Here is a 22876-nt window from a genome sequence, read left to right as displayed (position 1 = left end):
ACCTACCCATGCGATGTTGGCCACTATTGTGGTGCGTATGAGCGAAGAAGACCATCTGACACCATCCGCGAATCCGCCCATCGATATGACACGCTGGCAACAGGCCGCCACCCCACGCGAGCGCGCACGCGCCGGCATCGCAGCACGATCCGCGACGCCGTTGAACAGCCATGCGATCTGGCAGGTGCGTGAGGGACGACGCGAGGCGATATCCCTACTTGAGGAGCAGTCCGCCATTCGCGTACCCGATCTGATTCCTTTGCGGTACAAGCGTATGAGCGCCAGTCCGTTCACGTTCTACCGCGGCACCGTGCTGATCATGACCAACGATCTGGCGACCACACCGGTGACGGGCATTCCGGTGCAGTGCGTGGGCGACGCGCATATCGGCAATTTCGGCATGTTCCGCTCCCCCTCGGCGCGTCTGGTGTTCGACATCAACGATTTCGACGAGACCGCGGTGGGTCCATGGGAGTGGGATCTCAAACGTCTGGCCGTGTCGGTGGAGGTCTGCGGACGTGCGAACGGCATCAAGGAGAAGGCGCGGCGCGCGGCGGTGATGCGCTGCGTGCACACGTATCGCGAGCGCATCAAGCAGTTCTCCGAAATGGATTATCTCGACGCATGGTATGACCATCTGGACGTGACCGAAACGCTCGACCGTTTCGAAAGCACGCAGGCTGGCAAACGCAATCGCACGCTGCGCGAAGCCGCGATGAAGGCGGCGGTGAAGGACTCCGACGCGGCGGCGGCCAAGCTCACGTATTTCGAGGGCGGCAAGCTGCGGTTCCGTTCCGATCCGCCGGAATTGGTGCCGATCAATGAGCTACAGGATTATGCGGATCTCGACGCGCTGCAGGCCCGCATCGACACCCTGTTCAACCAATACCGTCATTCGTTGTACGAGGATCGCCGTCATGTGCTCGACCATTATCAGTACCATGATTCGGCCCGCAAGGTGGTGGGTGTCGGTTCGGTGGGTCAGCGCGCCTGGGCCTCGATTCTGGTGGGGCGCGACATCGACGACCCACTGATGCTGCAGATGAAGGAGGCCACCTATTCGGTGCTGGAGCATTACTGCGGAGCCTCCCCGTACGCCACGCACGGCGAGCGTGTGGTGCAGGGGCAGAAGCTGATCCAGTCCACGGCCGACGTGCTGCTCGGCTGGTCGAGCTTCCGTGCGGAGGACGGCCGCCCGCGCGATTATTATGTGCGGCAGTTGTGGAACGGCAAGGGCTCGATCGACATCGACCATCTCAACGATCTTGGCTTGAGCGATCTGAGCCGCATGTGCGCATGGTGTTTGGCGCACGCGCACGCGCGCACCGGCGATTCGATCGCCATCGCGAATTATCTGGGCGGTTCGGACGAGTTCGATCAGGCGATCGCCTCGTTCGCGGTCTCCTATGCCGAGCAGAACGACGAGGATTACGCCGTGTTCAAGAAGCTCATCAAATCCGGCGAGCTTCCCTGCGCCTGAGTCCGCCACAATATGGCGAAATCCCGCCTGATCATATCGGCCATAAACGGCACCGGTGATCAGGCGGGATTTCTTTGTTGTCGCAATACTGAGCGATTGTGAGGTCACTCACGCTTAGCGGGCGATTTCCAGAGCTTCTTCGAGGGTGAAGGCGCGCGCATACAGGGATTTGCCGAGGATGGCGGAGTCCACGCCGATTTCGGCCAACTCTTTGATCGCTTTGAGATCGTCGAGCTTGGCGATGCCGCCCGATGCGGTCACCTTGGCGTTGGTGCGTTCGGCGACCTCTTTGAGCAGGGTGATGTTCGGACCGCTCATCATGCCGTCCTTGGCCACGTCGGTGACGACGTAGCGTGTGCAGCCGGCATCGTCGAGCATCGCCATCGTTTCGAACAGGTCGCCGCCTTCGCGGGTCCAGCCGCGGGCCGCCAGCGTATGGCCGCGCACGTCGAGTCCGACCGCGACCTTGTCGCCGTACTTGGCGATGACCTGCTTGGTCCATTCGGGGTTCTCCAATGCGGCGGTGCCGATGTTCACGCGCGCGGCTCCGGCTTCGAGAGCCGCTTCGAGCGAAGCGTCGTCGCGTACGCCGCCGCTCATCTCGATGTTGACTTTGTCGCCGAGCTCGTGCACGATCTCACGCAGCTGGGCACGATTGTCACCGGTGCCGAAGGCGGCGTCGAGGTCGACCAGGTGGATCCATTCCGCACCGGCATCCACCCAGGTGCGGGCGGCCTCGAGCGGCGAGCCGTAGTCGGTTTCCGATCCGGATTCACCTTGGCGCAGACGCACGGCCTTGCCGTCGCGGACATCGACTGCGGGCAGCAACGTGAGGGACATGAGGGTTCCTTTCCTTGGGATAAACAGTTCAGAAGGTCGCGATCCAGTTCTTCAGAAGCTGGGCGCCGGCATCTCCGGACTTCTCGGGATGGAACTGGGTGACGGCGAGCGGACCACGCTCGTAGGCGGCGACGAAACGGCTGCGGCCGTATTCGCACCAAGTCATCTGCGATGGGGCATCGCCGAAGTCAATGTCGTATCGCGAGGTGTCGGCATCGACGGCGGATGCGGCGGCGTAGGAGTGCACGAAGTAGAACCGTTCCCCTTCCACGCCATGCAGAAGCCGCGATCCTTCAGCAGCCTCGACGGTATCCCATCCCATATGCGGCACCACGTCCGCGTCGAGAAGATCCACGGTGCCGCCGATCAGGCCGATGCCTTCGGTGCGGATGCCGTGTTCGAGACCGTGCTCGAACATGATCTGTTCGCCGACGCACACGCCAAGCACCGGTCGGCCGGCGCGGATGCGGTCGGTGATCACACGATCACCATCGACATGTTTCAATCCGTCCATGCAGGCGGCGAACGCGCCGACGCCGGGCACGACGAGGCCGTCGGCCTCAAGCGCCTGACGATAATCGGAGGTGAGTGTGGTGTCGACCCCCAGATTGGCGAGCGCGCGCACCATGGAGCGCACGTTGCCGAAGCCATAGTCGAAGACGACTGCTGTACTCATCGTTGCTGTTCCTCTGCTTGTGTTGCGGATGTTGCGGACGTACGTACACCGAATTCGGCGTTATTTGATGCTGGAACCCTTGGTGGAGCCTCCACGGCCGAATTTGGTGTGCTTGGCGATCACGGCCATGGCGCGCTGATGGTCGAAGTCGGCGGAATGCTGCACTTCGAATCCTTGCGATTCCAAGGTGCTGACGGTGGTGATGCCGAGCAGCAGATCCTCCACGAAGCGCGAGGTGGATGCGAACAGCATAGGCGGCGCGAAGGTCTGCGCGGCCTTACCCTGCACATACAGCGTGACTTCGAGCTTGTCGGCGCGGTTGACGGCGAGCACCACGGTCATGCCGGCCACCACGGTGGTCAGATCGCGCGCGGCCGCTTCGGGCGAATCGCCGTCCAGGTTGCGCAGCACGGCCACGGCACCCTGATTGGATCCGATGCAGTCGGCGGAGATGTCGGTGAGCTGGCAGAACGAGGCGAGCAGATCGGCGTCGGCGATGCGGGTGATCACCACGGCGGTTTTCGCGCGGTTGCCGAGCAACCCTTCGAGTTCCGCGTCGAATCCCACGGAGGGGTCGAGTTCCGCGGCATCGTCGGGGATGTCGATGGAGGCGGGGTCCAATTCGGATTCGGCTGCATCGGATGCGTGAGCTGCCGCAGCGTCGTTCTGCTGAGATTCACCCGAGTTCTGCTTCGCAGCTGCGGAATCCTGCGTGTTCGCGGCATTGTCCTTGGACTGTTCGTCCTTGGATTCCTGTGCGAACTCGCGCTCGAATCCGGCTAGTGCTGCCTCGAGTTCCTCGTCGGAGAAATGCGGTTCCTGATCGTCGGCCATCACAGCGCGCCTTTCGTGCTGGGGATGCCGTCCACGCGCGGGTCGGGTTCGACGGCGAAGCGCAGCGCACGCGCGAACGCCTTGAACTCGGCTTCCGCGATATGGTGCGGGTCACGCCCGGCGAGCACCTGCAGATGCAGGCAGATGCCGGCGTGCAGTGCGATGGATTCCATCACGTGGCGCACGAGGGAGCCGGTGAAGTGCCCGCCCATCATGCAGTATTCATAACCCTCGGGCTCACCGGTGCACACCACGTAGGGGCGGCCGGAGATGTCGACCACGGCTTTGGCCAACGCCTCGTCCAGCGGCACGGTGGCATCGGCGAAACGGCGGATGCCGCGCTTGTCACCCAACGCCTGCTTCAACGCCTCGCCGAACACGATGGCGGTGTCCTCCACGGTGTGATGCACGTCGATGTCGGTGTCGCCGTGCGCCTTGATGGTCAGGTCGATCAGCGAATGCTTGCCGAGGGCCGTCATCATATGGTTGTAGAACGGCACGGACGTGTCAATGTCGGTTTTGCCGGTGCCGTCGAGATCCAGCGTCAGTTCGATGCGTGATTCGCTGGTCTCGCGAACGATATGCGCGGTGCGTGCCATTGCTACTCCTTGTCCATTTCCTTAAGGACCTCCGCCAATGCGGTGCGGAACGTCGCCATCTCCTCGTCGGTACCCATGCATACGCGCAGCCAGCCTTCAGGGCCGACGACGCGGATGAGCACGCCTCGCTGGAGCAGTCCTTCGAAAATCGCCTCGCGGTTGTCGAAATGCCCGCCGAAGAGCAGGAAGTTCGACTGCGAATCGGCCACTTCAAGCGGCTGGCCCTTGTAGGTCTGCTGCTTGAGCCATGCGGCTGTGGCATTGCGGGTCTCGCGCAGATGGTTCACGCGGCTCAACTGTTCGTCGGTATGTTCGAACGCGGCGAGGGCGGCGGCCTGGGTGACGGCGCTCAGATGGTAGGGCATGCGCACGATGCGCACGCAGTCGATGATGCCCTTGCTGGCGGCGAGATAGCCGACGCGCGCACCGGCGAAGGCGAAGGCCTTGCTCATGGTACGGCTGACGGCGAGGTTCGAGTGCGCCTTGATGAGTTCGACGGCGCTGGGCACGCCCGGATCGCGGAATTCGATATAAGCCTCGTCGATGACGACGATCGGATGCACGTCTTCGCGCGCACCCGCGACCTCGGCCGTCTCGCATACGGCGAGCACACGCTCGATATCCTCATGCGGCAACGGAGTGCCGGTGGGATTGTTCGGGCTGGTGAGCAGCACCATGGACGGCTTGACGGCCTCGATCTGTTCGATGAGACGGTCCACGTTCAACGTGAAGTCGGCGTTGCGGTGCGCGTACTGCCAGCCGGTGAACGTGTCGCGCGCGTATTCGGGATACATGGAATACGTGGGGTCGGCGCCGATCACGGTGCGTCCCGGGCCTCCGAAGGCTTGGAACAGCTGGAGCATGATCTCGTTGGAGCCGTTCGCGCCCCACAGTTCGTCCACGTCGAGACGCGCGCCCGACTCCCTGGCGAGGTAGTCGGAGAACGCCTGACGCAGTTCGATGTGCTCGCGGTCCGGGTAACGGTTGAGCGTGGGGGCGATGGCCTTGACGCGCTCGGCGATGGTTTCGCACACGGCCGGATCGGGCGCATACGGGTTCTCGTTGACGTTCAGGCACACCGGCACGTCGAGCTGGGGCGCGCCGTACGGCTCCTCCCCGATCAGATCGTTGCGCAGCGGCAGATTCGCCGGGATGGCGTTGCTGGTGGTGTCGCTCACTTGAGACCCGCCTTGGTTTCCTGATCGTTCAGCGTGGCCTTGTCGTACGGGTCGTCGACGAAGCGGGTGAGCACGCATTCCCCGTGCCCCGGCAGATCCTCGGAGACGGCGAAGGCGTTGACGCGGGCGGCGAGCTCCTTCAGGCCCTGCTCGTCGTATTCGATGACCTCGACCGGCTTCATGAAGGTGTGCACGCCGAGGCCGGCGGCGAAGCGGGCGGTGCCGCCGGTGGGCAGCACGTGGTTGGAGCCGGACATGTAGTCGCCCAGCGGCACCGGCGAATAGGGGCCGCGGAAGATGGCGCCGGCGTTCTTGACGCGCTTGACGACGGCGTCCGCGTCGGCGGTCTGGATCTCCAGGTGTTCGGCGGCGTAGGCGTTGGCCGCGTCGATGGACTGGTCGAGTCCGTCGGTGAGCACGATGGCGGACTGGCGGCCGGACAACGACGTGCGCACGCGCTCGGCGTGCTTGGTGCGCGGCACGCGCTCGAGCAGTTCGGCCTGCACGGCGTCGGCGACGTCGGTTGAGTCGGTGAACAGCACGGAGCCGGCGAGTTCGTCGTGCTCGGCCTGGCCGATCAGATCGGCGGCGAGGAACTTAGGGTTGGCCTGGGCGTCGGCGATGATGCCGATTTCGGTGGGGCCGGCGACCGCGTCGATGCCCACGAAGGCGGAGACGAGCGACTTGGCGGTGGCCACGAAGATGTTGCCGGGGCCGGTGATCTTGTCGACCGGATCGCACAGCACGTCGCCGTCCTGCGGTTCGGAGCCCTTGGCACCGTAGGCGAACATGGCGATGGCCTGGGCGCCGCCGACCGCGTACACCTCATCCACGCCGAGGATGGCGCAGGTGGCGAGGATGGTCTTGTTGGGCAGGCCCTGCGGATCGTCCTTGGACGGCGGGGTGGCGATGGCGAGGGATTCGACGCCGGCGGCCTGGGCGGGCACGGCGTTCATGATCACGGACGAGGGGTACACGGCCTTGCCGCCGGGCACGTACAGGCCGACGCGCTGCACCGGGATCCAACGTTCGGCGACGCGTGCGCCGGGGGCCAGATCGGTGTGGAAGTCATGCGGCACCTGGCTGGCGGCCACGGCGCGGGAGCGCTTCACCGATTCCTCGATGGCGGAGCGCACTTCGGGGTCGAGCTCTTCGAGGGTCTGACGCATCGCCTCTACCGGCACGCGCAGGTTCTCGACGCGCACGCCGTCGAACTTCTCGCCGAAGTCGCGCAGCGCGGCGGCACCGCGGGCCTTGACGTCGTCGAGGATCGGGCGCACCAGATCGGTGGCCTCGGAAGTGCCCATCTCGGCGCGGGGCATCGCGTCCAGCAGTTCGGCACGGGTCAGGTTCTTACCACGAAGGTCGATGATTCGCATGATGTTCTCGCTCATAGCTCCCCATGGTAGCGCCACGATGTAACCGCACACCCCGAAACGCCCATCCGCGTCCGATTGGTGGGATAGACGGACTCCCAGCAGGAATCACAAGAACCGTTTCATCCGTTCCTGCGCCAGAATCTCTTCGTCAGACAGACCATCAGGGTCCGCAGGCAATTGCAAATTCCTTAGGTGATGCAATAATGAACGGCAACAGCAGCCCCCTAAGCCTACTCGCAGTGCTCAAACCTGGGGGTTCTTTCATCGCTAGGGTCCGATGGTGACCGCAATATACACATCCAGCAAGTGTTCAGGAAGTTTGGCGGGGACGTTCACCGTTTCGTCCTTTCATAGTCAGCTTGCATGGAGCGCCCGCCAACCGCCGCGTTCCAATCTAGAGAGGTAAACCCTGACTTCCCGCAAAGGAACACCCATGTTTATCTTGAAGAACGCATGGCGATCGGTGACCCGCAACAAGGGGCGCAACGTGCTTATCGTCATCATCGTCGCGATCATCGCCGCCGCGGCGACCATCGGCCTGGCGATCCGCAATGCGGCCGAGACGGCCCGTGAGGATGGCCTGAGCTCCACCACCGTCACCGCCACGATCGGCATGGACCGCGAGCAGGTGATCAGCCAAGCCGCCGAGGACTTCGACCCCAGCGAAATGGAGGAGGGAGGCCAGCCCGACTTCGACTCCTTACGTTCGGCGCTTAATCAGGACGCGCTCACACTCGACGAATACAACACCTATGCCGAGGCGTCCAGCGTGCCGGTGAGCACGTACTACACCGAATCCACGTCGGTGAACGGCACCGACGCGTTCCAGCCGGTCGAATCGTCCAGTTCCGCCGATTCCGACTCGTCGGACTCCTCCGATTCCTCCGATTCCTCCGATGATTCGTCCACCGATTCGTCCTCCGATTCGTCCGACGGCTCCATGCCCAGCATGCCCGGCAGCGACATGGGCGGCATGATGGGCAGCATGTCCAGCGGCGATTTCTCCCTGACCGGCTTCTCCTCGGACACCGCGGTGGCGAACGCCTCCAACGGCAGCTTCACCATGTCCGACGGCGAAGTGTTCGGCTACGACGAAAGCAGCGACGGCGATGTGATCATCCCCAAGGCGCTGGCCGATTTCAACGGTCTTGAGGTGGGCGACACGATCACCGTGGCCGACACTTCGGACGACGGCACCACCTACGAGCTGACCATCGTGGGCATCTACAAGAACTCGACCACATCCAACACCGGGGCGAACGGTCCGATGGGCGGCACCAGCCAGGATCCGGACAATGCGATCTACACCTCCGTCTCCACCTTGGAATCACTGGGACTGTCCACCGAATCGAGCGACTCCTCCACCGATGAGGACTCCTCCGACACGAGCTCGACCGAATCGACCGGTTCCGCCGCTTCCACCCAGCTGACGTACACCTACGTGCTGTCCAGCAAAGACGACTACGAGACCTTCACCTCGGATGTGAAAGCGGCCGGACTGTCCGACGAATACGCCGTGTCTTCGGCGGACGTGGAGGAATACGAGTCCAGCCTCGTGCCGTTGGACAATCTGGCCAGCTTCGCGCTCACCCTATTGCTGATCGTGCTCGCCGTGGGCGCGGTGGTGCTGATCGTGCTCAACCTGTTCAACGTGCGCGAACGCAAGTATGAGGTGGGTGTGCTGACGGCCATCGGCATCCGGAAGTCCAAGGTCGCGGCCCAGTTCGTGCTTGAGCTGCTGATCGTCACCATGATCGGCATCGCGCTCGGCGTAGCGGGCGGCGCGGTGGCGTCGGTGCCGGTGGCGAACCAGCTGCTCGCCCAGCAGGTCTCCGCGCAGGAGTCCGAGGCGACCAGCCAGCAGGCACAGTTCGGCCGCGACGCCGACATGCCCGGCGCTCCAGGCGGGCAAGGGCCCTCCGGAGAATCCTCCGAATCGGATACGACGGACAGCGATTCGACCTCCAGCGATTCAGCCTCCGGCGATTCCGACAGCGGCACCTCCGAACAGCCCAGCGCCCCCGGCGGCGGATTCGGCGGGTTCTCGCAGGCCGTCGACTACGTCAGCGACATCGATGCCACGGTGAACCTCAAAGTCATCGGACAGCTGGTGCTGATCGGTCTGGCGCTCACCATCATCTCCGCGCTGGCCGCGGTGGTGTCCATCATCCGTTACGAACCGTTGCAGATCCTGGCCGACCGGTCCTGACCGGCGACACCCGCACCATCAACAGACGGCCCAATACAAGGAAAGACAACATCATGACCGACACCACCACCCCGAACACCCCGGTCGCCAATACGACCGACACAACCGGCACAACCGCCGCGACCACCGTGACCGCCACCGCCGGCGAGACTGCCGTCGCAACCACCACCAAGCCGCCAATCCTCGCCATGGAGAAGGTTTCCTACTCCTATACCAAAGGCGGCAAGAAAGTGGTGAACGACCTCACCCACGCCTTCCATGCCGGCGAGGTGACCGCCATCACCGGCCCTTCGGGCGCGGGCAAAACCACCGTGCTCTCCCTGCTGTCCGGACTCACCTCCCCCACCGGCGGACGCATCCTGCACAACGGCGCCGATTTGGCGAAGTCCGACCGATACCGTTTCCGCAGTCACGACATCGGCGTGATCTTCCAAAGCTTCAACCTGCTGCCCGCGCTCACGGTCGAAGAGAACATCGTGCTGTCGATGGAGGCGAGCGGCAAACGCTTCGACCGTCCAAAGCACGAGCTGGTGGTCGAACTGCTCGACAAGGTGCGTCTGCCCGAGGAGTACGCGAACGAGCGCATCCTGCATCTGTCGGGCGGCGAACAGCAGCGCGTGGCCATCGCCAGGGCCTTGAGCTACGAGCCGCAGATCATCCTCGCCGATGAGCCGACCGGCAATCTCGACATGGCCACGCAGGACGACATCATGGCGATTTTCCGCGACCTAGCACACGAGGAAGGCAAATGCGTGATCATCGTCACGCACAGCCCTGCCGTCGCTGACCAGTCCGACGCGGTGTTCGAACTCAAGCCGTTGCGTCGAGCCGCACGCCCCAAGCCGCAAGGTTGGACGCAGTCGAAACAGGCCGCCGCGCAGCGGACGAATCGCGCCGGAAACGCGCCGGCGAAATAACGGAACAGAAAAGCCAAACGAATAACGGCTCGCCCGCCGGTTCCATCACATTTCACGAACGCGATGGAGCTGGCGGGCGAGCCTGTTTTGCGAGACGTGAAGTTAGGAAACGCGGCGCACCTGATTGCGCAGCGGCTTGCCAGAGACGTATCGGCGCACGTTCTCCAAGGCGATGGCGATGATGCGCTCCTCGGTGACGGCGAGATGGTTGCCGCCCGCCACATGCGGCGTGATCAGGCAGCGCGGCTCGCGCCACAGCGGACTGTCGGCCGGCAAAGGTTCGGGTTCGGTGACGTCCAGTCCCGCTCCACGCAGCCTCGAGGCACGCAACGCGTCGAGCAGCGCATCCGGGTCGATGGCGTCGCCGCGGCCCGCGTTGAGCACGATGGCGGTGGGTTTGAGCATCGCCAGCCGGCGCGCGTCCAGCAGATGATGGGTCTGGGGTGTGGACGGCACACTCATGGCGACCACATCGGCTTGAGGCAGTACCGTATCTAAATCATCGAATCCGACCATATGGTCGATATGGGAGGCGCTGCGGGCGGGATCTCGCCGCACGCCTATGGTCCGCATGCCCACGGCTTTGGCGAGGCCAGCAAAACGGGAGCCGATATCGCCGGTGCCGACCACCACCGCGGTCGCGCCGTCTGGGGAAAGCGCACGCCCCTCGTCATGCCATCGGCATGCGGATTGATTGCGTGCGTAGTCGGGCAGGTTCTTCATTATGGACCACATCATGGCGAACATATGCTCGCCGACCGTCTGCCCGTAGGCGCCCGTCGCGTTCGAAACGCGGGTGGCCGCGCCCAGCACGCCCTCGGCCAGGTATTGGTCGACGCCGGCGCTCCATGTCTGCAACCATTCCAGATGCGGATAGCATCGGCAATCCCCCGGAGCGATATTGCCGATCACCGCCGTGGCCTGCGCCCTCAGCGGTTCCGGAACGCACGCCCGCCATCCCATATCGCCGCGCTGCGCGATATCCCCGACGAATTCCTGACGCACGCCACCCGCGGCCTCGACGAAACGCTCACGCTCGGACGAGGTAAGCGGCAGACAGTTGACGATCACACGTTCAGACTGCTCTTCCACAGCCCCTCCTTCGACTTCGGTCGCGCATGTCGAGCACGCCGCGCGGCACAGACCGCTATGCGGCTGGCAGACAGCCGGCTCCGAACAGGATTTTGATTTCGGCGAACAGCGAGGTGTCTCGTTTGACGCGGAAGCGGTCGCCGAAGGTGAGCACCTGGGCGTTGCCCTTGTCGTCCAACACCGCGAGTTTCACCTCGCAGTAGCCGGGATGGCTGGTGAGCACCTGCCCCAACTGCATCATGTGGTTGCGGTCGAGCGCGCCCACCGGCAAGGTGAGCACCAGCGGACGCTCATCCTCGGCCTCCAGCGCGGGCACCTGCATTTCGGTGGCGCGCATGCTCACCGTCTCGTCGCGCAGCTCCACCTGCCCGCGGATCTGCACCACCTTGTCAAGCACCAGATCCGCGGCGTTCGCCTCGTACACTTTGCCGAAGAACATGCACTGGATGGAGCTTTCCAAATCCTCGATGGTGACGATGGCCCACGCATTGCCCTTTTTGGAGACGCGCCGGTCCACACCCGTGACCAGTCCCGCAATCATGACCTGCTGGCCGTCCCCCATGGTTTTGGCGCGGTCGACCAGCTGCGCGATGGACACCTCACGCAGGCTCGCCAGCACGGATTGCATGCCGGAGAGCGGATGGTCGGAGACGTACAAGCCCAACATCTCGCGTTCGAAGTTGAGCTTGGTGCTCTTATCCCACTCCTCCAAGTCGGGCACGCTCACCGACGCATCGCCCATATCCTCTCCACCGCCGTCGTCCACGTCGGAGAACAGGTCGAACTGCCCTTCGGCCTGCTTGCGCTTCAATCCCACCACCGATTCGATGGCGGCCTCGTGCACGGTGAACAAGGCGCGGCGGTTGGGGTCGATCGAGTCGAAGGCACCCGCCTTAATCAGCGATTCCACCAATCGTCGGTTGAGCGCGGTGAGCGGCACGCGGCGGATGTAGTCCATGAAGTTCACGAACTTGCCCCGCTCGCCGTTGCGTTCGGCGATGATATCGGCCACGGCCTTGTCGCCCACGTTGCGGATGGCGCCCATGCCGAAGCGCACCACGTCGCCGACTGCGGAGTACTCGTACACGGATTCGTTCACGTCCGGAGAAAGCACCTGGATGCCCATACGACGGGCCTCGCCCAGATACAGGGCCGTTTTGTCCTTATTGTCTTTGGTGCCTTGCAACAGGGCGGCCATGAACTCCACCGGATAGTGGGTTTTCAAGTAGGCGGTCCAATAGGAGATCAGACCATACGCGGCGGAGTGCGCCTTGTTGAACGCGTATCCAGAGAACGGCACGAGCACATCCCACACGGCCTGCGCGGACTCCTCCGAATAGCCGTGCTCCTTCATGCCTTCGAAGAACGGGATCTTCTCCTTGGCCAGCACTTCGGGCTTCTTCTTACCCATGGCTCGGCGCAACACGTCGGCCTTGCCCAGCGAATAGCCGGCGAGCTTTCGCGCGGCGGCCTGCACCTGCTCCTGATAGACGATCAGACCGTAAGTCTCATCGAGGATCTCCTTCAACGGCTCCTCGAGTTCGGGATGGATCGGCTCGATCTTCTGCAAGCCGTTCTTGCGCTTCGCATAGTTGTTATGCGAGTCCATATCCATGGGGCCCGGTCGGTAGAGCGCGATCAGAGCGGAGATGTCGTTGAAGTTGTCGGGGCGCAAGGTGCGCAGCAGCGCGCGCATGCCGTCGGAATCGAGCTGGAACACGCCCAGGGTGTCGCCGCGCGACAGCAGCTGGTAGGTCTCTTTGTCGTCCAGTGGGATCTTCGTGTAGTCAATCGCCGGTTTGCCGTTCGCCTCGATGTTCTTCAGGGTGTCGTGGATCACCGTCAAGTTGGAAAGCCCAAGGAAGTCCATCTTCACCAGACCCAGCGTTTCGCAGGTGTGGTATTCGAAGGTGGTGGTGACGGTGCCGTCAACGCGTTCCAGCAGCGGCGAGGTGTCGGTGATGGGCGCCGAACCCATGATGGTGGCGCAGGCGTGCACACCGGTCTGGCGGATCAGTCCTTCGATGCCCTTCGCCTTTTCGGTGATCTTCTTGGCGTCCGGATTGGCTTCGTAGAACTCACGGAACTCGCGCGCCTCCGCATATCGTTTGGAGGTCGGGTCGAAGATCTCGCCCAGGCTTGCGTCCTTGCCGTTTTTGCTCGGCGGCAGCGCTTTGGTGATCTGCTCGCCCATGGAATACTCGTATCCCATGATGCGGGCGGAGTCCTTGAGCGCCTGCTTGGTTTTGATAGTGCCGTAGATCACGCATTGGGCCACCTTGTCGTGGCCGTACTTCTCGCCGCAGTATTCGATGACGCGCATGCGGCCTTCGGGGTCGAAGTCCACGTCGATATCGGGCAGGGAGACTCGCTCGGGGTTGAGGAACCTCTCGAAAATCAGGCCGTGCTGCAGCGGGTCGAGTTCGGTGATGCCCATCGCATAGGCGACCATCGACCCTGCCGCGGATCCTCGGCCGGGCCCCACCATGATGCCGTGGTCTTTGGCCCACTGGATGTAGTCGGCCACCACGAGGAAGTATCCGCAGAACTGCATCTGGCAGATCACGCCGCATTCGTAATCCGCCTGCTGAAGCACGTCAAGCGGCACGTTGCCGTCGTAACGCCGTTCCAGACCTTCCTCCACCTGCTTCAAGAACAGGCTGGTCTCGTCCCAGCCTTCGGGGCAGGGGAACTGCGGCATGAACGCGCCGTCCTCGTTGTCGTCGAAGATCACGTTGCAGCGTTCGGCGATGGCCAGCGTGTTGTCGCATGCGCCGGGGAATTCCTTGAACAGCTCGCGCATCTCCTGGGCCGACTTGATGTAATAGCCGGAACCGTCGAATTTGAATCGTCCCGGCTCGTCGAGTCTGGAGCCGGAGTTGATGCACAGCATGGCGTCCTGCGCTTCGGCGCCCGATTCCAGCACGTAGTGCGCGTCGTTCGTGGCGAGCAGCGGCGCGTTGAGTTTTTTCGCGATCTCCAGCAGGCCGGGGACGTTGCGGCTTTCGATCGTGAGGTTGTGGTCCATGATTTCGATGAAGAAGTTGTCGCGTCCGAAGATGTCCTGCATCTCGCCGGCGGCGCGCAACGCCTCGTCGAATTGGCCGAGCGCCAAGCGGGTCTGGATGATGCCCGAAGGGCAGCCGGAGCCGCAGATCACGCCTTTGGAGTAGGTGGAGAGCACTTCCTTGTCCATACGCGGGTAGCGCTGCACACGGCCTTCGAGGTTGGCCACCGAGGACGCCTTGAGCAGGTTGACCAGGCCTTCGTCGTTCTCCGCCCACAGGGTGAGGTGGGTGATCAGACCGCCGCCGGAGACGTCGTCGGGGTTGCGTTTGCCGCCGTGCAGGCTTTTGTCCCATTTGGTGTCCCAGCTCACGCGGGTGGGATCCTGACGTGCGGTTTCCGGCGTCACATACGCTTCGATGCCGAGGATCGGTTTGACGTTGGCTTTGACGCATTCGGTGAACATCTCATACGCGCCGTGCATATTGCCATGGTCGGAGATGCCCACCGCGGGCATGCCCAGTTCCGCCGCGCGTTTCGCCAATTCCGGGATTTTCGACGCGCCGTCCAGCAGCGAGTAATGCGTGTGGTTGTGCAGATGTACGAAGTTTCCCGATTCAGCCATGCCCTCCACGATACCTGCCCGAGGCGACGCGTCCGGTGAGCCGGGCGACCGTCAGTGTTCGCGGTGACGCCCGCGCATCCGCTCCAGCGCCTGCGCCAAATCGGCCGGATATCCGCTGGTGACCGTCGTCCACACATGGGTTCGCGGATGGCGGAATTCCAATTGTTTGGCGTGCAGCCACTGGCGGATCAGCCCCAATTCCTCGGACAACACCGGGTTGGCGCCGTACATGGGGTCGCCCACCAAAGGGTGCCCGATCGAGGAGAAATGCACGCGGATCTGGTGGGTGCGTCCGGTTTCCAGATTCACCGAAACCAGCGTCGTCTCACCGAAGCGCTCCATCACATCCCAATGGGTGATGGCGGGTTTGCCGGCCGGCGTGACGCAGAAGCGGAAGTCGGAGACCTTCGCGCGTCCGATGGGCGCGTCGATGGTGGCGCGGTCCTGCTTCAGGTCCCCCTGCACCAGCGCATGGTAGGTTTTCACCACCTCATGTTCGGCGAACTGCCGACGCATCTCCACATACGCCTGTTCCGACTTGCATACGAGCATCAGTCCCGACGTGCCCACGTCGAGTCTGGAGACGATGCCTTCGCGTCCGGCCGCACCATAGGAGGTGATATGCACGCCGCGGTCACGCAGACTGCCCAGCACGGTGGGTCCGGTCCAGCCGATGGAGGCGTGCGCGGCGACGCCCACCGGCTTGTCGACCACCACCACGTCGTCGTCCTCGTAGACGACGGCCATATCGTTGGCGATGGGTTCAGGCTCGCGCTGTTCCTCAATCAGGTCGATGTCGACGGTCTCCCCCGCCTGAAGCGTGCTCGAACGCGCGATGTCGCGGCCCAGCACACGAACCTGGCCAGAGTCGATCAGCTCCGCGGCCTTGGACCGCGAGATTCCCAACATTTTGGCGATGGCGACGTCGAAACGCTTGCCGATCAACGCGTCGGGAGCGGGAACAAGACGGCTCATCGCGCCTCGCTTTCCGGCTTCGCCTCGCCTCCATCCCAGATTCGAGCCGCAGAGGCTCCGCCCGTCTCATCGGCCGTCACGGCATCGGAAGACGAAGCGCCTGACTGCTGCGCGCGTTCGTCCAAATCCTTCTGGCTGTAGGGCACGCCCAGCAGGATCATCCCCACGATCATCACGCCGGCGACCACGAGGAACACATCCGCGACATTGCCCACGGACCAACCGTAGTTGAGGAAGTCCACGACCTTGCCGTCGAGGAAATGCTCGGCGTAGGCCACGCGGTCGATCAGATTGCCGAACGCGCCGGCGAACGCCAAGGCCAGAGCCACTGTCCAGCGCATGGAGATTGTGCGCACGGCAAGCACCACCAGCGCCACACAGGCCACAATCGCCAGCAGCGAAATCAGCCACGTGGCGTTGGAGCCCATTCCCAGCGAGGCACCCGGATTATGCACCAAGGTCAGCGAGAGCAGACCGGGTATGACCTGCACGTCACGGCCGTCGACCAGAGCGGTTTGCGCCCAGGCTTTGGTGAACTGGTCGGCGATCAGAGCGACCGCCACCACACATGCAAAGACGGCCACGCGGATGCGCAGCCGTCCCTGTTGACTATTCATAAATCGTCAGTCCCTTATCGTCACGCGTTGGTGGACGAAGTCTGGTTGTCGTAGTTGTTCGTATCCGACACCTGCGCGGCGAGCTGGCCGAGGAACTCGGTGAGGCGGGCGCGGTATTCGGTTTCGAACTGCTTGAGGCTCTGGATGTTGCCTTCGACGACCTTCGACTGCGCGGCGAGGGTGTCGCGCACCTGCTGGGCGTAGGTGTCGGCGGCGGAACGGGTGTTCTGGTCGTACTCGTCGGCACGCTGGTGCACCTCGTTCTCGTGGACGCCGGCGCGCTGGTGCACCTCGTTCTCGTAGTTGTCCGCGTCGGAACGGGTGTTCGCCGAGTATTCGTCGGCCTCGGCATGCACGCGGGTGCTGTACTCGTCGGCCTCGGAACGCACGCGGGCGGAGTATTCGTCGGATTCGGAGTGAATGCGGGCGTTGTACTCGTCGGCCTCGGTGTGGGTGCGGGCGTTGTACTCGTCGGCCTCGCTACGGGTGCGGTTGGAGTAGTCGTTGGCCTTCTCGATCAGCTCGTTGTACTTGGCCTGGCTGGCATCGGTGATCTCACGAGCCTTGGCCTTGCCCTTGTCGACGTACTGATCGTGCAGCTGCATCGCCAGGGTCAGCATGGCGGTGGCGCGCTCGGGCTCGGTGCTCGCCATCTGCGCGGCACCGGCGATCTTCTGCAGGGAGCCGGTTTCGGTGTTCGGCTCGACCTTGGCGACCTGGGCGCGCAGCTGGTTCTCACGCTGCTTCGCCTCCTGCAGCTGGCGAGACAGGTCGGCGACCTGCTCGTTGAGCTGCTGGGCCGCGGCGGCATGCTGCTGGGCTTCGGCGAGCTGGCGGGACAGATCCTCGCTGGACGCGCGGAACTTGTCGCGTTCCTGCTGCACGGCGACCAGCTGATCGGCGACCTCCTGGTTGCCCGCGGCCTGGGCGGCCTGGGCGGTGAGCTGGTCGATCTGCGCGTTGAGCTGGTCGACCTGGCCCTTGAGCTGCTCGTTCTGGGAGGTCAGGGCGCGGTTGCTCTCCTCGGCTTCGCTCAGTTTGGCCGCGGTGACCTGGGCCTCCTGATCGTCGGCGACCGGCTCGGCGTTCTTCAGCGCGGCGTTCTCGTTCTGCAGTTGCTGCACCTGCGCGGTCAGATCGGAGATCTTCGCGTTCAGACCGGCGACATCCGGACCGAGCGACTGCGTGGACGGGCCGTTGGCAACGGCCTGACGTCCCAGCGCCTCAACCGTTTCCGTAACCTGATCCAGAAAGTCGTCGACCTCGTCGACGTCATAGCCTTCCTTGAATCGCACGGTCTGGAAGGTATGCTCCCTAATATCCTTCGGCGTCAACAGAGCCATAAATCTTGCACCTCGCTTTGGGGCATTGCCCTCGCTAAGAGTTGGTATCAACTCACGATGCTAGCACGGCCCCCGCGCAATAGCGTATGTTGATGCAAAAACGCGCCGAATGTCGTGGGAGAAAACCGTCAGATGATGATCTGAAGCACCACCAGAGCGAAATACAGCACGATGAAGCTCACATCGAAATACACCGCTCCCATGGGAATGGGGCGGATATAACGACGCAGCCATCTCAGCGGCGGCTCGGTGATCGAATACACCACGTTGATCAGCTGCGCGACGATGCCGCGCGGATACCAACGCGGGGCGAGGATGGCGACCCAATCGAGAATCATGCGGACGAACAGCACGGTGATGTACGCGCCGATCAGCCAATCGAGAATGCGGGCGATGAGATACAGAATCATGATGTCCTAACGTACCAGCGAAACACGAAAGCCGCCTGAACGCTCGCTGGGAGCGCAATCAAGCGGCTTTGCGGAAAAGATGGGTTCCGAACCGATCAGTCGACGAACAGGTCGCGCGCCGACGACACGTTGGCGGGTTCCTCGACCTTGATGTTCACCTGGGCGGGGCTGAGCAGGAACACGCGCGGGGTGACCCTCTCCAGCGAGCCACGCACGCCGAACACCACGCCGGCGGAGAAGTCGACGATGCGGTAGGCCACGGCCTCGGAGACGCCGGTCAGATTCAGCACCACCGGCACGCCGTCGCGCAGCGCGCGGCCGACCAGCTGCGCATCCTCATACGACTTGGGGTGGATGGTGGTGATGCGGTTGACCTTGCTCTGGAACGGACTCGCGTCGCGCTTGCCCGCGGCGGAGGCTGCGGAAGGCTGGGCCATCGGCGTGACGAGATGGTCGGAGTCGAAGGTCGACGCGGTGGCGGGTTCTTCCTCCGGAGCGAAATCGTCGTCGTCATCCACCACGTCGGCCATGCCCAGATAGGACATCGCGTTCTTCATGAAGCCTGCCATGCTTGTTTCCTTTCGTTACGCCGTATCAGCGCAGGAAGTCGGGGATATCGAGGTCGCCGGGATTGTTCACCGCGACGGTCGGATGCTCCGAGGTCGTATCGTCGAACGGCAGCGACACCGCATCCGCGGAGGCGGGGCTGAACTCGGGACGCACGGCGGGCTCGGCGACGGGCGTCACCGGCTGCGCGACCGCAGGCTGCGCCGCCGGCTCGTTGACGGCAGGCTGCGCGGCATGGGTGCCGGCGGTTTTGGTGACGGGATCGAAGCCGGCGGCGATGACGGTGACGCGCACCTCGTCGCCGTAGGAGTCGTCAAGAGCCAGACCCCAGATGATCTGCGCTTCCGGATGGATGGCCTTGCGTACCAGATTGGTGGCGGCGGAGGCTTCCTGCAGCTTGAGGTCGGTCGGGCCGGCGATGTTAATCAGCGCGCCGTGCGCGCCCTCGATGCTTTCCTCAAGCAGCGGGGAGCTGATGGCGATTTCGGCGGCCTGCGTGGCGCGGTCCTCACCGCGGGCGGAGCCGATGCCGAACAGCGCGGTGCCGGCGCCGCGAAGAATGGAGTTCACATCGGAGAAGTCCACATGGATGTAGGAGTTCATCGAGATGAGGTCGGTGATGCCACGCACACCAGCGAGCAGCGCGGTATCGGCGGTTTTGAACGCGTCGATGATGCCGATGGTGCGGTCGGACAGCTCCAGCAGACGATCGTTGGGGATGACGATCAGCGCGTCGACCTCTTTGCGCAGGTTGTCGATGCCGTAGTTGGCGGAGGCGGCGCGCTGCGGGCCTTCGAAGCTGAACGGACGGGTCACGACGGCGATGGTCAGCGCGCCCTGCTGGTGGGCGGCGCGCGCGACGATCGGTCCGGCGCCGGTGCCGGTGCCGCCGCCCTCGCCGCAGGTGACGAACACCATGTCGGCGCCCTTCAGGGCCTCCTCGATGTCGGACTGGTGGTCCTGCGCAGCCTTCGCGCCCTTCTCCGGGTCGGCGCCGGCGCCCAGCCCTCGGCTGGAGGCGTCGGACAGGGAGATCTTCACATCCGCGTCGGAGCGCAGCAGATCCTTCGCATCGGTGTTCACCGCCACGAATTCAACGTTCTGCAGCCCTTCGGCGATCATACGGTTGACGGCGTTGCCGCCGGCTCCACCTACGCCGACGACCTTGATGTTGGTCTTGTCGTTGAACTCAGTCTGGGCGATCTCGCTCACATTGGACTCCTGTCACTCACGGTTATGCCTAACTCTAGCGCAGAGGTTGGTCTCTGTACGGCATATTACCGCACGAAAACACCTGTGTTTCGTGATTTTTTCTGGCAGATTATCAGCCGGGGGCATCGGCCCGCGCCGATTCAGTAGCTGGCGTCCATCGGATCGTCTCCGAAGAGCGCCTCACGTTCCTCGTGCGTGGTGGTCCGCGAATCAAGCCATCCGTAAGGCAGATGCACTTTTTTGGCGAATCGCACACGCCCGCGGGGCTTGTCCACCACACGTTCGGGGAACCGCATCTCAGGGTCGAGCCGTCCCGTCTCGCGTTCCACATCGGCCAGGCTTTCGCATTCCATAAACGCCTTGCGCGTGGATCCGCCCACGGGGAATCCCTTGAGATACCACGCGACGTGCTTGCGCAGATCGTGCACGGCCATGCGCTCGTCGCCGTCGTAGAACTCGGTGAGCAGACGCGCATGCCGTTCGATCACATGGCATACCTCGCCCAAAGTCGGATTGAACCGTTCTCCACTGCCCTCGAACGCATGCTTGATGTCGGCGAACAGCCACGGCCTGCCCTGGCATCCGCGGCCGATGGCCACGCCGTCGCATCCGGTCTGAGCCACCATGGCGAGCGCGTCGTCCGCGCCCCAGATGTCGCCGTTGCCGAACACAGGGATGCTCAAAGCCTGCTTGAGCTCGCCGATGCGATCCCAATCGGAATGCCCGCCATAGTATTCGGCCGTGGTGCGCGCATGCAGGGTGACTGCCTTGCAGCCCTCCTCCTGCGCGATGCGGCCGGCTTCGAGGAAGGTCTCATGCTCATGGTCGATTCCGACGCGGATTTTCGCGGTGACGGGGATATTCGCCCCCTCGCACACCTTGACCACACGTTGAATCAGCTCGGTGAAGATGTCGGTTTTCCAAGGCAGGGCGGAGCCTCCGCCACGGCGGGTGACTTTGGGCACCGGGCATCCGAAGTTCAGATCCACATGGTCGGCCATGCCTTCGTCCACCACGATTTTCGCGGCCTGTTCGGTGATGGAGGGGTTCACGCCGTACAGCTGCAACGAGCGGATCTTCTCGCTCGGTGCGAAACGGCACAGGCGCAGCGCTTTGGGATTGCGGGCCACCAACGCGCGGGCGGTGATCATCTCGGCCACGTACAGGCCGTCTGGACCGTATTCCTCGCACAGCACGCGGAACGGCCAATTGGTCACGCCGGCCATCGGCGAAAGCACCACCGGCGTGTTCACTGTCACCGGCCCCAGCCGCACCGGCGGCATCGTCACATCCTTCAACGCGCCAGAGGCGACCGAACGCGGGTCCTCACCCACATTCGAGTCGCCTCTGACATCGACAACCAAATCAGTCATCTTTAGTACAGACCACCGGCCTGGTTGATGCGCACGGAATCAGGCCACGCCTCGCCGCCCATCGAAACCGGCTTCATCGGCACGGCGGCGCGCTTCTCGCCGATACGCTCGGCCACGTAATCGGCCACCTTGTCGAGCGCGACGCGCTCCTGGGCCATGGTGTCGCGTTCGCGGATGGTCACGGCCTGGTCCTCGAGGGTGTCGAAATCGACGGTCACGCACAGCGGCGTGCCGATCTCGTCCTCGCGGCGGTAGCGGCGGCCGATGGCGCCGGCCTCGTCGTAGTCGATCATCCAGTCATGCTGGCGCAGTTCGGCGGCCAGATTCTGGGCCACGGACTGCAGTTCGGGCTTCTTGCTCAGCGGCAGCACGGCGGCCTTGACCGGGGCCAGACGCGGGTCGAGACGCAGCACGGTGCGCTTGTCGACGCCGCCCTTGGTGTTCGGAGCCTCGTCCACATCGTAGGCGTCCACCAGGAAGCACATCAGCGAGCGGGTCAGGCCGGCGGCCGGCTCGATCACGAACGGCACGTACTTCTCGCCGGTGGCCTGGTTGAAGTAGCTCAGGTCCTCGCCGGAATGCTTCGCGTGCGCGGACAGGTCGAAGTCGGTGCGGTTCGCGATGCCTTCGAGCTCGCCCCAGTCGGAGCCCTGGAAGCCGAACTTGTATTCGATGTCGACGGTGCGCTTCGAATAGTGGCTGAGCTTCTCCTTGGGATGCTCGTAGTGGCGCAGGTTCTCGGGGCGCACGCCGAGGTCGAGATACCACTGGGTGCGCGCGTCGATCCAGTACTGATGCCAATCCTCATCGGTGCCGGGCTCCACGAAGAACTCCATCTCCATCTGCTCGAACTCGCGGGTGCGGAAGATGAAGTTGCCGGGCGTGATCTCGTTGCGGAAGCTCTTGCCCATGTTGGCGATGCCGAACGGCGGCTTGGAACGCGAGGAGGTCATCACGTTCTTGAAGTCCACGAAAATGCCCTGGGCGGTTTCGGGGCGCAGGTAGTGCAGGCTGTTCTCGTCTTCGACCGGGCCCAGATGCGTGCGCAGCATCATGTTGAAGTCGCGCGGTTCGGTCCACTGGCCGCGGGTGCCGCAGTCGGGGCAGACGATGTCGGCCATGCCGTTCTCGGGCAGCTTGTCGCCGTGCTTCTCCGCGTAGGATTCCTCGAGCTTGTCGGCGCGGTTGCGCTTGTGGCAGTTGAGGCACTCGACGAGCGGATCGTTGAACACGCTCACATGGCCGGAGGCCACCCACACGGCCGGGGGCAGGATGATGGAGGTGTCGACGCCGACGACGTCAGGGCGGGTGGTGACCATGAAGCGCCACCATTCGCGCTTGATATTGTCTTTCAGAGCCACGCCGAGGGGGCCGTAGTCCCAGGCGGAACGGGTGCCGCCGTAGATTTCGCCGGCGGGGAACACGAATCCGCGACGCTTGGCGAGGGAAACGACTTCATCGAGTTTGGATTGAGCCACAATGCACCTTCTGGTTTGAACGGTTTGGGGACTTGTTTACAACCCTCCAAGGGTACCGGCATGCGC

Annotated in this window: 18 protein-coding genes and 1 pseudogene; 3 read left to right on the top strand and 16 right to left on the bottom strand. The window is 63.6% G+C overall.

Going from position 1 to position 22876, the window contains the following annotated elements:
• The first annotated feature begins 37 nt into the window (after window positions 1-37).
• On the top strand, window positions 38-1480 hold the full coding sequence (locus AC1AV0_RS07635; protein WP_476572708.1) for a DUF2252 domain-containing protein: 1443 nt from the start codon (window positions 38-40) through the stop codon (window positions 1478-1480).
• 114 nt (window positions 1481-1594) lie between these two features.
• On the opposite strand, the gene priA is transcribed toward AC1AV0_RS07635, so the two are convergent.
• The 6 genes from priA to hisD are packed head-to-tail and all read right to left on the bottom strand — an operon-like array spanning window position 1595 to window position 7001.
• Window positions 1595-2320, bottom strand: coding sequence for a bifunctional 1-(5-phosphoribosyl)-5-((5-phosphoribosylamino)methylideneamino)imidazole-4-carboxamide isomerase/phosphoribosylanthranilate isomerase PriA (priA, locus tag AC1AV0_RS07630; protein WP_476572706.1), 726 nt, complete (start codon window positions 2318-2320; stop codon window positions 1595-1597).
• 28 nt (window positions 2321-2348) lie between these two features.
• Complete coding sequence (gene hisH / locus AC1AV0_RS07625) at window positions 2349-2996, bottom strand: imidazole glycerol phosphate synthase subunit HisH (protein ID WP_476572704.1); 648 nt, start codon at window positions 2994-2996, stop codon at window positions 2349-2351.
• Between the two features lie 60 nt (window positions 2997-3056).
• Complete coding sequence (locus AC1AV0_RS07620) at window positions 3057-3830, bottom strand: hypothetical protein (protein ID WP_476572702.1); 774 nt, start codon at window positions 3828-3830, stop codon at window positions 3057-3059.
• The gene (hisB, locus tag AC1AV0_RS07615) at window positions 3830-4429 is read right to left on the bottom strand and encodes an imidazoleglycerol-phosphate dehydratase HisB (protein ID WP_476572700.1); all 600 of its coding nucleotides are present in this window, start codon (window positions 4427-4429) and stop codon (window positions 3830-3832) included. The genes AC1AV0_RS07620 and hisB overlap by 1 nt, the downstream gene beginning before the upstream one ends.
• Window positions 4430-4431: 2 nt before the next feature.
• Window positions 4432-5607: a histidinol-phosphate transaminase gene (locus AC1AV0_RS07610; RefSeq protein WP_476572696.1), complete on the bottom strand. Its 1176-nt coding sequence runs from the start codon at window positions 5605-5607 to the stop codon at window positions 4432-4434.
• Entirely contained in the window at window positions 5604-7001 is a 1398-nt protein-coding gene (gene hisD, locus AC1AV0_RS07605) for a histidinol dehydrogenase (RefSeq protein WP_476572694.1), read from the bottom strand. Before hisD ends, AC1AV0_RS07610 begins: the two co-directional genes overlap by 4 nt.
• A gap of 949 nt (window positions 7002-7950) precedes the next feature.
• On the opposite strand from hisD, the pseudogene AC1AV0_RS07600 reads away from it, so the two are divergent.
• A pseudogene (locus AC1AV0_RS07600) lies at window positions 7951-8891 on the top strand (ABC transporter permease); the annotation flags it as partial.
• A gap of 357 nt (window positions 8892-9248) precedes the next feature.
• Window positions 9249-10112 carry an ABC transporter ATP-binding protein gene (locus AC1AV0_RS07595; protein ID WP_476572970.1) on the top strand — a complete coding sequence of 288 codons (864 nt, stop codon included), beginning with the start codon at window positions 9249-9251 and terminating at the stop codon, window positions 10110-10112.
• A 102-nt stretch (window positions 10113-10214) separates the two neighbouring features.
• Here AC1AV0_RS07595 and AC1AV0_RS07590 read toward each other — a convergent pair whose 3' ends face one another.
• From AC1AV0_RS07590 to AC1AV0_RS07545, 10 genes are all read right to left on the bottom strand, one after another.
• On the bottom strand, window positions 10215-11204 hold the full coding sequence (locus AC1AV0_RS07590) for a D-2-hydroxyacid dehydrogenase (protein WP_476572691.1): 990 nt from the start codon (window positions 11202-11204) through the stop codon (window positions 10215-10217).
• 55 nt (window positions 11205-11259) lie between these two features.
• Window positions 11260-14835, bottom strand: a complete 3576-nt coding sequence (gene dnaE, locus AC1AV0_RS07585) for a DNA polymerase III subunit alpha (RefSeq protein WP_476572689.1) — start codon at window positions 14833-14835, stop codon at window positions 11260-11262.
• 51 nt (window positions 14836-14886) lie between these two features.
• Window positions 14887-15810: an RluA family pseudouridine synthase gene (locus AC1AV0_RS07580; RefSeq protein ID WP_476572687.1), complete on the bottom strand. Its 924-nt coding sequence runs from the start codon at window positions 15808-15810 to the stop codon at window positions 14887-14889.
• A complete protein-coding gene (locus AC1AV0_RS07575; RefSeq protein WP_476572685.1) occupies window positions 15807-16427 on the bottom strand; it encodes a signal peptidase II in 621 nt (206 codons plus the stop codon). The genes AC1AV0_RS07580 and AC1AV0_RS07575 overlap by 4 nt, the downstream gene beginning before the upstream one ends.
• 20 nt (window positions 16428-16447) lie before the next feature.
• On the bottom strand, window positions 16448-17770 hold the full coding sequence (locus AC1AV0_RS07570; protein ID WP_476572683.1) for a DivIVA domain-containing protein: 1323 nt from the start codon (window positions 17768-17770) through the stop codon (window positions 16448-16450).
• Window positions 17771-17898: 128 nt separating this feature from the next.
• Complete coding sequence (locus AC1AV0_RS07565) at window positions 17899-18180, bottom strand: YggT family protein (protein WP_094637006.1); 282 nt, start codon at window positions 18178-18180, stop codon at window positions 17899-17901.
• 95 nt (window positions 18181-18275) lie between these two features.
• Window positions 18276-18749, bottom strand: a complete 474-nt coding sequence (locus AC1AV0_RS07560) for a cell division protein SepF (protein ID WP_476572680.1) — start codon at window positions 18747-18749, stop codon at window positions 18276-18278.
• Between the two features lie 25 nt (window positions 18750-18774).
• The gene (gene ftsZ, locus AC1AV0_RS07555) at window positions 18775-19959 is read right to left on the bottom strand and encodes a cell division protein FtsZ (RefSeq protein WP_476572678.1); all 1185 of its coding nucleotides are present in this window, start codon (window positions 19957-19959) and stop codon (window positions 18775-18777) included.
• Window positions 19960-20099: 140 nt separating this feature from the next.
• Window positions 20100-21242 carry a tRNA dihydrouridine synthase DusB gene (gene dusB / locus AC1AV0_RS07550; RefSeq protein WP_476572968.1) on the bottom strand — a complete coding sequence of 381 codons (1143 nt, stop codon included), beginning with the start codon at window positions 21240-21242 and terminating at the stop codon, window positions 20100-20102.
• Between the two features lie 92 nt (window positions 21243-21334).
• Complete coding sequence (locus tag AC1AV0_RS07545; RefSeq protein ID WP_476572676.1) at window positions 21335-22810, bottom strand: glycine--tRNA ligase; 1476 nt, start codon at window positions 22808-22810, stop codon at window positions 21335-21337.
• Window positions 22811-22876 lie beyond the last annotated feature (66 nt).

This window comes from Bifidobacterium sp. LH_558 (assembly GCF_056356295.1).
Note: the sequence above shows the minus strand (reverse complement) of the source record. Positions and strands in the feature narration are given on the sequence as shown.

Bases quoted from the DNA above. Each gene is read 5' to 3' on its own strand.
- AC1AV0_RS07635 (WP_476572708.1), top strand. From the start codon at position 38: ATGAGCGAAGAAGACCATCTGACACCATCCGCGAATCCGCCCATCGAT.
- priA (WP_476572706.1), bottom strand. From the start codon at position 2,320: ATGTCCCTCACGTTGCTGCCCGCAGTCGATGTCCGCGACGGCAAGGCC.
- hisH (WP_476572704.1), bottom strand. From the start codon at position 2,996: ATGAGTACAGCAGTCGTCTTCGACTATGGCTTCGGCAACGTGCGCTCC.
- AC1AV0_RS07620 (WP_476572702.1), bottom strand. From the start codon at position 3,830: ATGGCCGACGATCAGGAACCGCATTTCTCCGACGAGGAACTCGAGGCA.
- hisB (WP_476572700.1), bottom strand. From the start codon at position 4,429: ATGGCACGCACCGCGCATATCGTTCGCGAGACCAGCGAATCACGCATC.
- hisD (WP_476572694.1), bottom strand. From the start codon at position 7,001: ATGAGCGAGAACATCATGCGAATCATCGACCTTCGTGGTAAGAACCTG.
- AC1AV0_RS07595 (WP_476572970.1), top strand. From the start codon at position 9,249: ATGACCGACACCACCACCCCGAACACCCCGGTCGCCAATACGACCGAC.
- dnaE (WP_476572689.1), bottom strand. From the start codon at position 14,835: ATGGCTGAATCGGGAAACTTCGTACATCTGCACAACCACACGCATTAC.
- AC1AV0_RS07580 (WP_476572687.1), bottom strand. From the start codon at position 15,810: ATGAGCCGTCTTGTTCCCGCTCCCGACGCGTTGATCGGCAAGCGTTTC.
- AC1AV0_RS07575 (WP_476572685.1), bottom strand. From the start codon at position 16,427: ATGAATAGTCAACAGGGACGGCTGCGCATCCGCGTGGCCGTCTTTGCA.
- AC1AV0_RS07570 (WP_476572683.1), bottom strand. From the start codon at position 17,770: ATGGCTCTGTTGACGCCGAAGGATATTAGGGAGCATACCTTCCAGACC.
- AC1AV0_RS07565 (WP_094637006.1), bottom strand. From the start codon at position 18,180: ATGATTCTGTATCTCATCGCCCGCATTCTCGATTGGCTGATCGGCGCG.
- AC1AV0_RS07560 (WP_476572680.1), bottom strand. From the start codon at position 18,749: ATGGCAGGCTTCATGAAGAACGCGATGTCCTATCTGGGCATGGCCGAC.
- dusB (WP_476572968.1), bottom strand. From the start codon at position 21,242: ATGCCGCCGGTGCGGCTGGGGCCGGTGACAGTGAACACGCCGGTGGTG.